Below are 13,431 nucleotides of genomic sequence, written 5' to 3' on the forward strand. Positions count from 1 at the left end.
TATATTGTACCATCAATTATTTTAAAATGATACTAAAAATACCTATTTTCTATTAACTCACCAACTATTCAGTCCTATTTAACAAGCACTATGCCTCCCTTTACAAATGCTTTTTCAATGTTAACTTTCATATATTGTATGCGCTTTCAACCTCAATCCCATAATCCTTTGCAAACTGCACCGTTGTATTAGTCCCACTATTCCTAGCAGCTTCTACAACATATACCTTTTCACTTAAACCAGCGATTAATCTGTTTCGCACGGGGAACTGATACTGTCTAGGTGATGCTCCCGGAAGAAATTGGGATATCACTAATCCCTTTTCTATTATTGTTTCCATAAGTTCCTCATGCTCTGTAGGATAGCAAATATCTATTCCATTACCAAGTACAGCGATAGTCGTTCCACCAGCTTTAAGTGCAGCTGTATGAGCATAAGAATCTATTCCCTTTGCCATACCGCTAACAATTACTTTTCCGTTCGAAACTTCTTTGGAAGCAATATCAATTGCTTTCTCCTTTCCATCTCTTGTGCATCTCCTAGCCCCTATAACAGCCACGCGGGCAACCTTCTCTTTCAATAAATCAATATTTCCTCTATAAAATAGAACTGGCGGCATGACATAAAAATTTTCTTGCAGACTTTTTGATATATTGTCCGTCTGCAGCAATATACCTATATTTTTCTTTTCGCAGTAATCCTGGTATTCTTTTGCCTTTTCATTAATATAATCACTGTTGTCTTTATAGTAATCTATTATTTTTTTCTTACGTGACTCAGTCCATGACAATCTATCTAGATTTCCTAGTTTTAGTGCCTCTATAAAATCTTCTATGGCATAGACCGAGTTAACATCTCTTAATGCTTTATCCCCAACTCCCTTTAATTGCATGGCCGCTAACCAAGCAGTTTCTTCATCACATCTTTCCAACGACATACATCTTTCCATTACTTTTATCTAAATCTCTACAATTCAAAACTTTTCGCACATGATTAATTGTTATGTTCTCCATTCCATCCAAATCTGCAGCTGTTCGCGCCATCCTTAATAGCTTATGTATTACACGAGCACTGTATCCTCTGTCCTCGCATACCTTTTTCATTAATGTTTTGCTCTCAGCATCCAAAATGCAATATTGCTTTATCTGGCCAGTAGTCATCTGTGCATTACAAGAGACTTTATCATCATCCTTATATCTTTCATTTTGAATAGCTCTGGCTTTTTCTACCATCAATCTAAGCTCTGCCGATGAAGGAGCAACATCCTCATCCCCGAGTTCAAAATAGTTAATGTTCTTTACATCCTTTTGAATATCTATACGCTCTAAAATTGGCCCAGATATTTTTCCTCTATAATGCAACACTTCATAATCAGAACATCTACATTTGCTTGTTGGATAATAACCACATGGACATGGATTCATTGCTGATACCAACATAAAATTTGCAGGATAGCTATTTGTTCCATTAACACGTGAAATAGTGACCTTCTTATCCTCCAATGGCTGCCTCAATGCATCAAGGGTTCCTCTAGTGAACTCCGCTAGTTCATCAAGAAATAACACTCCATTGTGCGCCAATGAAACCTCACCTGGCTGAGCATAGGTGCCACCACCAATTAATGCATTCAATGAAACATTGTGGTGTGGAGATCTGAAAGGCCTTTTCTTTATCAAATCGTGTCCTGCTTCTATTGTGCCTGCTATACTGTGTAGCTTTGTCACCTCTAGCGATTCCTGCTCAGTCATAGTAGGCAAAATTGTTGGAATTCTACTTGCTATCATTGTCTTTCCACAACCTGGCGTTCCAACCATTAAAATGTTGTGGCCTCCAGCGGCAGCAAGCACTATTGCCTCTATCAATTCATTCTGCCCTCGCACATCAGCAAAGTCGATGTCTGAAGTACTCTTTATTTCACCTACTTCGACATTATCGTCTTTCCTTTCTGGAACAACTCCAGATTCCAAATATTTGACAACATCTTTTAACTTTTCAAATCCAATAACATCTATACCGGATATTTTTGATGCCTCCGAACAGTTTGCTTCAGGCAAAACTATTGTTTTTACGCCTACACGTTTTGCCTCGGTAACCATCGGCAATATACCATTACATGGTCTAAGTTTTCCATTAAGTGATATTTCCCCTATGAATGCCACGTCTTCTAAATTCTTTGCAGCAATTTGGTCTGTTTGTTGAAGCAATCCAATAATCATTCCTAAATCATAATGGGAGCCTCGTTTTCTTTTATCTCCCGGTGCAAGTGAGATTACAACTTTATCCTTTGGAATATCATATCCACAATGTTCTAATGCAGCCTGTATCCTTTCTCCAGATTCTTTTACAGCCTGGTCTCCTAATCCAATAATTGAAATTGCTTGTTGCTGACCTCTAATTGTTGTTGCCTCAATTTCTACAAAAAATCCATTGATGCCTTCGACAGCAAAGCTTTTTACCACGGTAGCCATAACTCATTTTCTCCTATGTCTTTCATAATTAATAATTCTTGTTCTTCATGTGATATCTTCCCCTCAACAAACATCCTATAACCTTCTTTCCCCCGATTTTTAAACATATTCAATACACGATTTGTTTCTATCTCCTCAGTGTTTACAAGTAATCTGTTTCTTTCATAGTCCATATAATTGCGATAGCTACTATACTTATATTCCAAAGGGTCCCTGACCATCATTGCCTTCACCGGATTAAGGTGTATATACCTGCTTACTTCTAAGAAATATGTATCATCCTCTATAAGCCTGGATGCATAACGTCCCTGAAATACGTGGCCAATATATTTATACTTACAATTGAAATCGCATGAGTATAACGATAGCAATTTCTGCATTATCTTCCATATCTCATCATTTTCCGTTTCAATTTCCAAATGAAAATGGTTTGTCATTAAACAAAATGCATGTAGCTTAAATGGATGCTTTTCCTTTACAAAAGCTAAGTAATTCATGAATTGCTTATAATCGCTATTATCATTAAATATAGGCATTTGCCTATTTCCTCTACTCATTACATGGTATACCGCTCCTGGATACCACTCCCTTTTCTTTCTTGCCATCTTTCCTCTTTTTAATTATTCCTATTATACGGATTTTAATTCGAAAAATAATCGCTCCTATATTCCTAGGAGCGCTTTTGCATATCCCATTAATCTGTTTCGCATACTTGTGTCCATATCGCTATATGCTGCCATTAATTCGCCTAAATCAGACTCTTTATCTATTACATAATAGTCCGTTCTATTACCTCTGGAACCATCCTCTTCTATTCCAGATAATAACCATTCTGGTGTTACATTAAGCACTTTGCATATAATCATTATTTTATCTGATGCCGGATTGGTTTTCTTTTTTCTCCAATCACTAATTGTGCTCTGAGGAATCCCTGTTTTATCCGAAAAATCCTTTTGACTGATTTTTCTTTCGTCCAATAATTGAAGTATTCGCTCACTTGCTGTCATAGCAATCCCTCCAATGATTACATCACTTTTAAATTTCTACTATTTTACGTATTTTAACAATGAATTTTAAAGCTGTCAATTACCTTTTACATTAATCAACAGCTTTTCATTTCCATCCATTTGTAACATTTTCGTAATGGGGTCAGGCACCTAGTTTTCTAGTAATCTAAGCTCTACACAGCACTTTTCTTTTTACTTTTATCTATAATCTAAGATTCCTTATACAACGTCTATGAATGCCGTATTTATAGGCATTTTCACCATTTTTACCTTTTCCAAAATTCGTCATAATCCCTTGATTTTGATATAATTAATACATAATTAAGGAGAAACGTAATGATGCAATTAACCGATGAACAACTTAACAATCTTAATAAAGAAGCATTGGTCATCATTGCATCTTCTTTACAAAGTCAGCTTGGTTTCATGCAAGAGCAACTTGATACTGCTAATGCTCAGCTAGCTGACACTAATCGTCAAATTGAACTTCTTACTGAGCAAATTCGAATCATGAATCAGCGTCAGTTCGGAAAGAAATCTGAAGCTTCTTCTGAGATAGAAGGACAGATGTCTCTTTTTGATTCCTTTAATGAGGTCGATGCAACCGCAGATTCGTCAACTCCAGAACCTGAGATCACTGAGGTTATTATCTCTTCTTATAAGCGTTCTAAAACTAAAGGCAAACGTGATATAGACCTCGACGGACTTCCTGCTCGAATTATTGAGCACAAGCTTTCCGACGAAGAGCTTGCTGAAAAGTTCCCTAATGGTTACAAAGAACTTCCTGCAGAGATTTATAAACGCCTACAGATAATTCCTGAAACATTTATCGTTGATGAACACCACGTTCATGTCTACGCTTCTAAGGACAATGATGGAACAATCATAAGAGCGCCTCGTTCTGTTGACTTGTTCAAAAACAGTATTGCGACACCCTCATTAGTCGCATCTCTTATAAATGGTAAATATGTAAATGCGTTACCTATTGATCGTCAAAAGAAAGCCTTCAAGGATAACGGTATTAACCTTGAAACCAATACCATGTGCAACTGGATTATTAATGCTACTGAAAGATATCTCTCATTGGTGTATGACCGTATGCATGAGCTCATCTATGACAGCAAAGTAATCCATGCCGATGAAACACCCGTTAAGGTAATGCAGATTGATAAAACTAAAATTAAAAATGGCAAGAAGACTTACATGTGGGTTTATAGAAATAACCCACACTGCTCTGAGCATCCAATCGTTTTATACGATTGGCAGCCATCTAGAAGAACTGATCACCCAAGAGAATTCTTGAAGGACTTCTCCGGTACTGTGGTCACTGATGGTTATCAGGTCTACCATAAGCTTGGTAAAGAACGGCACGACCTACAAATCGCTGGCTGTTGGATTCATGCGAGAAGACCTTTTGCTGAATTCATTAAGTCTGTTGGCACTGAAGCCGCAAAAGGTTCGATAGCCGCCGAAGCATACTCGATGATTACCGAGATTATGCACATCGACAACTCTTTCGATGACCTAACAAATAGAGATCGTAAAAAGCAGCGTCAACTTGTTCTCAAAGAGAAAGTCGATGCTTACTTCGAGTGGGCAAAATTAAAATACACTCAAGTTACTCATAACAGTACCATAGGACGAGCACTTGCCTATAGTCTTAACCAGGAAGAATACCTTCGAACATTTTTGAACGATGGAAAAGTTCCAATGGACAACAACTATGCTGAGCAAGCAATCAGGCCATTCACTATTGCGCGTAAAAACTTTGTTTTAATCGATTCCTCAAAAGGTGCCACTGCAAGCGCCATGCTCTTCAGCTTAGCTGAAACAGCAAAAGCTAACGGATTAAACACCTACCAATACTTTGAACTTCTGCTCACAGAGATTCCAAAGCACATGGAGGATAAGAATACTAATTTTCTCAATGACTTAATGCCTTGGTCAAAACCAGTTCAACAGAAATGCCCTAGCAAGTATAAAAAATCTTAAATTTTCAAGTTGCATGATTTATATCTAAACCCAGCAGAAATGCTGGGTATTTTGATATCTGGTACTCATGATTGAGGGCTTACGTATTTACCAAGCTTGTAATCGAGCCTTTTATATAAAAGCACAAAACCATCTTTTTCATGATACAGTGCTTTTATCCTGTCATTACGCTTACCGCAAAAGAGGTAAAGCGATTTGGTATTTTCTGCATCGAGTTCGAGCAGATCCTTAATTACGGCACACAGTCCATCTATTGACTTGCGCATATCTGTGTAACCACAGATGATATATATGTTATCTGCCATGGAGATATCACCAATCATAGGCAACCTCCTAGGCAGGTCATAACCTGAGATAATAACTTTGGATTAACATCATTGAAAACTTTTATCGATGCCTGTCCTATAGTTATTTCGATGGCACAATTGTTTGATGGAAGCTGCTGAACCACTTGTGGTTTTTCAGCAGGAAGTTCATCGACAATTTCAAGTTTCACGATATCTGGTTTTGAATCAAGATGATAATCTTCGGCATATGTTCTTTCTGGAACATTAGCTCCATCTCGTTTCAACTGTTTTACCCAGCTATAAAAGGTGCTGCTTTGGATATCGTGCTTCTTGCACCACATGTAATCGGATAAGCCGCTGTTGCGACATTCCATTACCATGTCAAACTTTTGTTGCTTAGTAAATTTGCTTCGCATAATAACAACCTCCATGTGTAGTGAAACACTCCACTTTGAATATCCTATTCGATATGGAGTAAAACGCTCCATATGAACGAACTATAACGAATAGTAATTGGAGTGAAATGCTCCATATGTTTAGTTGTTATTATTATTTCAAAAGTACCGCTGTCAGTCACGACGGTGGATTACTAAGCGCTTACAATATATACGTGAGCTTTTCTCTTATCTACCATTATTTAATCAGGCACCTTTTCCCGATTTCTCCTCTTGGGTTGCTATAGCTGAATTGTATTCTTTGGTTACTCGATACAATGCTATTTCAAAATCCTGTCTATTTTTATGATTAATTGTCTTTAGTATTAGTCCAGAAAAGAACGACTGAATCGCCGCTATCGCAACAAATCCACATACAATAAGGGTTGGGAAGCGCAAGACTTGCCCTGTAAGACTATACTCCAAGAACACTGGAATAAAAAACGCTGTTGCAATAACTATCAAAATAGCCGCAATCCATCCGAAGAATTCCATAGGTTTGTATGTTCTATATAATCTGAGGATTGTTCTTATAACTTTAAATCCATCGGAAAATGTATTTAACTTTGAGACGCTTCCATATGGTCGATCACGATACTCTATTATGACATTCTCAACAAACATATTTTTATCTACAGCATGGATACTCATTTCTGTTTCAATCTCAAAACCTTTTGATAGTACAGGAAATGTTTTCACAAATCTATAACTGAAAGCTCTGTACCCCGTCATAATATCTTTAATATCATTATCGAATATTATATTAATACTTCTACGAACTATGCTATTTCCGAAATTATGAAACGGTCTTTTGTTTTCCTCAAAGTATGTAGATGATAATCTATCCCCCACAATCATATCTGCACCATCATTTAGTATTTTATCTACCATTTCGCGAGCAGCCTCTGCCGGATAGGTATCGTCTCCATCAACCATTACATAACATTCTGCGTCAATCTCCCCAAACATTCGACGAATAACATTTCCTTTTCCCTGTTGATGAACATATCTCACAACAGCACCTGCATTCTTTGCTTTCACGTCTGTTTGATCTATTGAATTATTGTCATATACATAGATAGTAGCTTCTGGTAATACTCTTTTAAAATCTTTGACAACTTTTTCAATTGTTTCACTTTCGTTATAACAGGGAACTAAAACAGCAATTTTATCCATCTATCTTCTCCTTAATTAGTATTTGTAAATGTAAGGCAATGCAAATCCCATCCAGATTTACTGTATATTTGATCACTAACTATATTAAAGTTGTTACGAATATAATTTGCCATTTCTATACCAGCATAACTAGTATACAAATAATAGCCATATGTACCATCAGGCATACTAATTCTATAATTATTAGATATTACATGAATTTCAAATGGAATATTTTCATCCAAATTTGTATCTGTCATGCGTGTTTGATGCCTTGTATTCCATTGTTCTGTAATAACTATTTCTGCATCATCCTCTATTATTATATAAGTTCCCATTGCATCAAAATACCATGGGTTATTATATAATGCAGGCATATATATAATTCCATTAGGAGAATCCATAATGTCAGCAATCGCTTCATCCACGATATATCCATAATTTTGATATTGCCTGTTATAAACCATAGCATCGGATAATATCTGTCCCGATGTAATTACACTTGTTCTTCCAACATCTATCTCTTGATACACTGCTCGACTAATAGGGTCTAATGTGTAAAAACTTGATAGTATCGATACACTTAGACTCAAAATATATGTAACTATCTTAATTTTTTTCTTTGTAACTAATACCAATGGAAAAAAGCTAGCAAGTATATATATTTCTGCATACAAAGCATCAATATATCTCTGATGATTAACCCCTGTATTAATTATTCCAGAAAACACTATATATACTATACCCGAGAACACAATAGGCACTATTTTTCCCAGATATTGTTTATATCTGTTTCTAAATGCTTCAACCACACAAAATACGCCTAGTATTCCTAGTAGCCAATTAAAATTTATACAATAAAAAGATTTTAGTTTAGCTATAAAATATTCAATACTAAGTATTAAACCTCCTCCACCATCCCAATGACTAATATTATAATAAGAAAATAACCACAAAAAACAAGGAAGTAACAGGACAAAAAATCTTTCTATTGAATGAATAACTTTTCTTTTTTCCCAAGCTTCGACGACATATATTCCTAACAATAAGAACGAATACATAACCACACTACTTTCCTTACAGAAAACAAAATAGAATGCCGTTAGGAATGCATAGATATCTTTTTTTGAATATAAAAAATATAACAATATCGGGAAAATGCACCATGTTGCAAAATCATTATAACTATAACTCGATAACCCCATAACAAATGGAGACCCAAGCCAAATCATAGATATCATAAGATATTCTGTCTTTCCAGCTTTTGGATACATTATTTGCAATAGTTTATAAATCCCAACACCAGATACCACAATCAAGATTTTTGAATATAGCATTTGCCCCAGTATTGCTGTTCCAAAAAGCGCCTTATTAAGAAAAGCAAAGAATACATAACTATATGATATATGATTATAAAAGGCTAATTTATCAAAATCTAATAGTTCTGATATTGTGGAATTATACCCATCTAGCAAAGCAAACATGTTATGACAATCCCACATATAGTATGACTTACTTTGATACGAAACTATAAGTGAAAAAACAATAATTGTTAAATAGATATAACAACTTTCCTTATTTAAAGACATATGTGTTGATTTACACTTAAAACTGACCCAGGATTTACACTCAGAATTGAGCCACTAGATATAACAAGTATCTCCTGTTGTCATTTATTATACTCGTTGTTCCTTGAAAATTTAATACTTAGAATTGACCCACCTCTTTAAGAAAAATACAATACTTTCCGTATATCAATTCGTATATACGGAAAGGAGAAAAAAGAGGTGAAAGACTTGGAAGATTGGGCAGCTGTACAGAAAGTGTACAAGCAAACTAAATCGAAACGAGCAACAGCTCAAATCCTTGGTATCTCACGCAACACAGTGAAGAAGCTTCTTGCGATGGATAAGCCACCGACTTATAACCGGAAAATCTATCATTCAAAAATTGATTCCTTCAAGGAGCAAATCATTGAATGGAGATGCGACCCTTATAACTTTAATGGCACAAGAATCTTTAGAGAACTGAAAGCTATAGGATATCAAGGTAGCATAGGACCTGTATATCGTTTCCTAAATAAGATTGATGAGGATGTTGGTTATCATATTAGCAAACGAGCTACTGTAAGGCATGAAAGCCCGTGTGGCGACCAAGCTCAGTTTGATTGGACTGAGTATGAAGTTCTTGTTGGTTCACGTTACAGAAAGGTGTATTGCTTTGCTATGATTTTAGCGGCCTCAAGAAAGAAAGCTGTTTGCTTTTCTTTAAAATCTGATGCTGCAGCTATTTATGAAGCAATTCAAGAACTTTTTGACGATTTAGGTGGTGTTACATTGGAGTTGTTGATAGACAATCCTAAAGCACTAGTTTTAGAGAACAACCCTAGATCAGAAGCTGAAATCAGATACAATCCACATGCATTAATGGTAGCTAAACATTTAAACACTGAACTTAATGCATGTCCATGCTATTGGCCTAGAAAGAAAGGTAAGATTGAACGCCCCTTTAAGTACATTGAAGAACAGTTTATCAAAGGGAACTCTTTTGCAACTATGGAGGAACTAAATCATAGAGGTAAAAAGTTCGTAGATGATTGGTGCAATGAAACGCACACAACTACAGGGCGTATACCAAACCAACATTATCTACTGGAAGAGAAAGCGACATTGCTAGAGCTTCCTAAAACTCATTATCACATGGATGCATTAAAAACTAGAAAGGTCAGCCCTGACAGCTTTGTAAGCATTGAAGGAAACAAATACAGTGTTCCGGTTACATATGTCGATAGAAATGTATTCTACAGGATTATTTATGGCTTTCGAATAGAAATCTATGATAAGAATGAGCGGCTAATATTGCGGCAGGAGGCATTTGACACCAAAAGGAATGTTCTTACTAATGATGAGCATTATGCGCAGATAGCTCCAAAGGTAAATACTTCTATACCTCAGATTCGAAGAGATTTTACAGAACGCTTTAGAAATGGTTCACGATATCTAGAAGCTGCAGGTCGTAGATTTGACCAACCAACGCATCATGCAAGAAGAATTCTTGAACTTCAAGAACTCTATGATGACAACGTCCTAGATTACTTTATTGGAGTAGCTATTGATGAAGACATGATGGATATCACATCATTTAGAGCACTTCTAAGAGATTACAATAACGGCTATCGTACTCTACTAGATGAATCTAGAAATCAAGCACCTTCTAAAAATGAATTAATTCGTGATTGCAGTTATTACGAAGAATCAGCAAAGGAGGTAGCTAAATGAAGACATCAGATGTAGTAGACAAAAAGGCTTTTATCACTGAAAAGCTGAAGAAGTTTAAGCTGGTTGATATTCGAGAGCAATACGTTGACCTGATTGAAGAAGCTAAAACAGATAAGCTTGGTTATGAGGATTTCCTAATCAAACTTCTTATAGCCGAAGATGAAGGTAAAGAACAACGTAGAACGGAAAAACTTATTGCTAAAGCAAATTTTGACACGATAGCTTCTTTAAGCGAAATAGATTATTCGTTTAATAGGTCTTTGGATAAATCAAAAATTGAAGAGCTTGGCTCACTAAGGTTTATTGATGCTAAAGAGAACGTAATAATCATTGGCCCTCCTGGAGTTGGTAAAAGCATGATTGCCACTGCTATTGGGAGAAATGCTTGTAAAGCTGGATACAAAGTAATGTTTGTGAATGCCAAAGAACTTGTAGATCAGTTACACATTTCAATGATGAATGGACGCTTACAAGAGACATTAAAAGAACTCAAAAAGATAGATTTATTAATCATCGACGAATTATCTTACATAAAAATGGATAAAGAAAAAGAGAGCCTATTTTTCCAAATCATTCGCCAACGATACGAAAAAGGCTCCCTCATCATTACAACTAATCTTCCAATGGGAAGATGGGATGAATTGTTTACCGGCCAGCTTGCCGCTACTGCAATTCTTGATCGAGTTCTTCACCATTGTCATGTCCTAAGTATAACGGGCGACAGTTATCGTGTCAAAGGGTCAAAAAAGAGTGTTAAAAAATAAAAGGGAAAACAAATGAGTAGAATAACAAAAGATCAACTGCAAGGCTTTGCAAAAGTTTACAACGAGCAGGGCAAAGCGGAGCTATATAATAAACTAAAAAATAATTACGAAGTAAAAAATCCAGCCTGCATATTCAGAAGAATGAAAGCTGAAGAGACGCTTGGATTTGATGAAGCACTTAATAAATTTACATTTCATAAGCCTATCGCGGAGGATGTGTTCTTGAGCTTTGATGAGTTATGCGCACCTCGACAGGAACTGGTACAAGTTAACCAAACCGCTACTGAATCAACTAAGACTGCAGCTATGGAAAAGCTAATCCAGGAGCTTATTGGCGACAAGTTATTAGCCATAAGCAGATATGTAAATATGAATGTTTCGGATAGAACCATTATTATTGACAGGACATCCCTCCAAAATGATGGCTATCAGATAATTGCTCACTAAGAGGTGGGTCAAAACAAAGTATCAAATTTAGGAATAACATAAAAACTGACCCATCCAGCGAAATCATCGCTGGTGGGTCAGAACTAAACGTAAAAGTGGGTCAATTCTACTTGACAATCAACAATGCTAGCAATTTCGCTATCGCTATACTCCGCACAAATTAGGTTAAAAATCTCTTTGGTAGCTGGTTTAAGACTTAAATTAATGGCATTTAAGTCAATTATTAAGTCATATATAGAAGATTCCACATCAGCGCTGATATCATTTGGTAATGTTGCATAGGAATCAATGTAGGTACTGTTTTGCGCATTATCTCTACATAAATGTACAAATTTATAGTAAATAGCATTTTTTAAATAAATTAGACATTCCCCATCTGTTTTGCAAATGTCAATACGCATGACAGCCTCGATTAATGCAAGGATTAACTCTTGATAAGCATCATCTTCATCAAGAAAGAAGGCCTTTTTACTGTACTTTTTTAATAGCGGATTCATTTTAGTAATAACATTTTCCATAGAAACAGAATCTTGTTTTGCTGATTGTACTAATTGTGCAAAACTATTATTCATTATTCTCACCTCCCATAGATTAAGAAGGTGGGGATAAGAAAAATGTAAACTTAACGAAAAATATAAAATTGAGATTACAAATTAGTGATTTGAACCTTTTTATCTAATGACTGACCTGGTATTTAAGGATAGGCGTTAGGAAGGTGATGCAGATGAAAAATTATCTTAGAAGACTAAAAAATCCCGCCACCTTAATCGGTATATGCGGATATGTTCTGACGATATTATCGACGCTTGGGTTTAGTGTTGATAATCAGGCAATAATGACAATATTAGAAAGTATTTGTGCGATATGTGTATTACTTGGAATAATGAATAATCCAGAAACGGAAGGCATAGATTTTCCAAAATCTGAGTAGTTTAATATTGGGTCAGTCATATTCAGCAGAAAAATAACATATCATGAATTTTGTAGAAAATCTATAGGAAATGTTTGAAACATGACTTAGATTTACCGTAAAATAACAAGAACAAATTTTCGAAACAATGTTGACAATCGAAAATATGTTTGCTATATTGTATTCATCGCTACTAAGGGAGGTAGATACGGTAAGGCAATGTGAAGTCAGACAGACATTTCTATATAACTGGCACTAAGGAGGCGAGAATAATGGAAATACACATTGCATGTCCATGCTGTAATAACAAACGATTATTTGATGCAGAAGATACCACTGATGGAATAATTAAAATTAAATGCCCCAGATGTAAATTAGTAATAGCGGTGAGTATGCATAATAAGAAAATTCGTACTGAGCAAATAGGTACACAGTCTTAATTGATTAGTAGTAACCAACGCCTGACGAAGTTATAGAGATTATAGAAAATCTCTATACTTTGTCAGGCGTTTTTTATTTGCAATATTACAGCCTAAAAAAGATGAAAGGAGAGGATTCTATGGGAAAACTTACAGATTTAGTAAGATTGCTAGCAGATCTTAAGAATGCAGCAGAAGTTCTGGTAGCAGTGATTGATTCACTGGAAGATATGGTTGGATCAATCGATAACGCAACATCAAAGTAAAATT

Annotated in this window: 16 protein-coding genes; 7 read left to right on the plus strand and 9 right to left on the minus strand. The window is 35.7% G+C overall.

From position 1 onward, the window contains the following. Nucleotides 1-127: 127 nt before the first annotated feature. From E7274_RS02310 to E7274_RS02325, 4 genes are read right to left on the minus strand one after another with little or no spacing between them, the layout of a single operon-like run. The gene (locus E7274_RS02310; RefSeq protein ID WP_304173393.1) at nt 128-931 is read right to left on the minus strand and encodes a DNA-processing protein DprA; all 804 of its coding nucleotides are present in this window, start codon (nt 929-931) and stop codon (nt 128-130) included. Beyond that, nucleotides 918-2,468: a YifB family Mg chelatase-like AAA ATPase gene (locus tag E7274_RS02315; protein ID WP_304173395.1), complete on the minus strand. Its 1,551-nt coding sequence runs from the start codon at nt 2,466-2,468 to the stop codon at nt 918-920. Before E7274_RS02315 ends, E7274_RS02310 begins: the two co-directional genes overlap by 14 nt. Further along, nucleotides 2,453-3,073: a transposase gene (locus E7274_RS02320; RefSeq protein ID WP_304173396.1), complete on the minus strand. Its 621-nt coding sequence runs from the start codon at nt 3,071-3,073 to the stop codon at nt 2,453-2,455. Before E7274_RS02320 ends, E7274_RS02315 begins: the two co-directional genes overlap by 16 nt. A gap of 57 nt (nt 3,074-3,130) precedes the next feature. Then, the gene (locus tag E7274_RS02325; RefSeq protein WP_304173398.1) at nt 3,131-3,475 is read right to left on the minus strand and encodes a helix-turn-helix domain-containing protein; all 345 of its coding nucleotides are present in this window, start codon (nt 3,473-3,475) and stop codon (nt 3,131-3,133) included. A 336-nt stretch (nt 3,476-3,811) separates the two neighbouring features. On the opposite strand from E7274_RS02325, the gene tnpC reads away from it, so the two are divergent. Then, on the plus strand, nt 3,812-5,467 hold the full coding sequence (tnpC, locus tag E7274_RS02330; RefSeq protein ID WP_304173399.1) for an IS66 family transposase: 1,656 nt from the start codon (nt 3,812-3,814) through the stop codon (nt 5,465-5,467). A gap of 65 nt (nt 5,468-5,532) precedes the next feature. Here the strand turns inward: tnpC and tnpB are convergent, their stop codons facing one another. From tnpB to E7274_RS02350, 4 genes are all read right to left on the minus strand, one after another. Beyond that, complete coding sequence (tnpB, locus tag E7274_RS02335) at nt 5,533-5,790, minus strand: IS66 family insertion sequence element accessory protein TnpB (protein WP_304173401.1); 258 nt, start codon at nt 5,788-5,790, stop codon at nt 5,533-5,535. Continuing rightward, the gene (tnpA, locus tag E7274_RS02340; RefSeq protein WP_304173403.1) at nt 5,787-6,170 is read right to left on the minus strand and encodes an IS66 family insertion sequence element accessory protein TnpA; all 384 of its coding nucleotides are present in this window, start codon (nt 6,168-6,170) and stop codon (nt 5,787-5,789) included. Before tnpA ends, tnpB begins: the two co-directional genes overlap by 4 nt. Before the next feature lie 225 nt (nt 6,171-6,395). Next, nucleotides 6,396-7,364, minus strand: coding sequence for a glycosyltransferase family 2 protein (locus E7274_RS02345; protein ID WP_304173405.1), 969 nt, complete (start codon nt 7,362-7,364; stop codon nt 6,396-6,398). Between the two features lie 11 nt (nt 7,365-7,375). Then, the gene (locus E7274_RS02350) at nt 7,376-8,827 is read right to left on the minus strand and encodes a hypothetical protein (RefSeq protein ID WP_304173407.1); all 1,452 of its coding nucleotides are present in this window, start codon (nt 8,825-8,827) and stop codon (nt 7,376-7,378) included. Between the two features lie 303 nt (nt 8,828-9,130). On the opposite strand from E7274_RS02350, the gene istA reads away from it, so the two are divergent. The 3 genes from istA to E7274_RS02365 are packed head-to-tail and all read left to right on the plus strand — an operon-like array spanning nt 9,131 to nt 11,832. Then, nucleotides 9,131-10,621 (plus strand): IS21 family transposase, encoded by a 1,491-nt coding sequence (istA, locus tag E7274_RS02355; RefSeq protein WP_304173408.1) that lies wholly within the window; start codon nt 9,131-9,133, stop codon nt 10,619-10,621. Then, complete coding sequence (gene istB / locus E7274_RS02360) at nt 10,618-11,385, plus strand: IS21-like element helper ATPase IstB (RefSeq protein WP_090477643.1); 768 nt, start codon at nt 10,618-10,620, stop codon at nt 11,383-11,385. Before istA ends, istB begins: the two co-directional genes overlap by 4 nt. 12 nt (nt 11,386-11,397) lie before the next feature. Then, the gene (locus tag E7274_RS02365) at nt 11,398-11,832 is read left to right on the plus strand and encodes a hypothetical protein (RefSeq protein WP_304173410.1); all 435 of its coding nucleotides are present in this window, start codon (nt 11,398-11,400) and stop codon (nt 11,830-11,832) included. Nucleotides 11,833-11,915: 83 nt separating this feature from the next. Here the strand turns inward: E7274_RS02365 and E7274_RS02370 are convergent, their stop codons facing one another. Then, on the minus strand, nt 11,916-12,404 hold the full coding sequence (locus E7274_RS02370; protein WP_304173412.1) for a hypothetical protein: 489 nt from the start codon (nt 12,402-12,404) through the stop codon (nt 11,916-11,918). A 152-nt stretch (nt 12,405-12,556) separates the two neighbouring features. On the opposite strand from E7274_RS02370, the gene E7274_RS02375 reads away from it, so the two are divergent. The 3 genes from E7274_RS02375 to E7274_RS02385 all read left to right on the plus strand — a co-directional run bounded on the left by E7274_RS02375 (nt 12,557) and on the right by E7274_RS02385 (nt 13,427). Next, complete coding sequence (locus E7274_RS02375; protein ID WP_090483001.1) at nt 12,557-12,763, plus strand: phage holin; 207 nt, start codon at nt 12,557-12,559, stop codon at nt 12,761-12,763. Nucleotides 12,764-13,014: 251 nt separating this feature from the next. After that, nucleotides 13,015-13,182: a hypothetical protein gene (locus E7274_RS02380; RefSeq protein ID WP_177194982.1), complete on the plus strand. Its 168-nt coding sequence runs from the start codon at nt 13,015-13,017 to the stop codon at nt 13,180-13,182. A 119-nt stretch (nt 13,183-13,301) separates the two neighbouring features. Next, the gene (locus E7274_RS02385; RefSeq protein ID WP_278335556.1) at nt 13,302-13,427 is read left to right on the plus strand and encodes a hypothetical protein; all 126 of its coding nucleotides are present in this window, start codon (nt 13,302-13,304) and stop codon (nt 13,425-13,427) included. Nucleotides 13,428-13,431: the final 4 nt, after the last annotated feature.

This window comes from Pseudobutyrivibrio ruminis (assembly GCF_015057245.1).
GTDB lineage: Bacteria > Bacillota > Clostridia > Lachnospirales > Lachnospiraceae > Pseudobutyrivibrio > Pseudobutyrivibrio ruminis_E.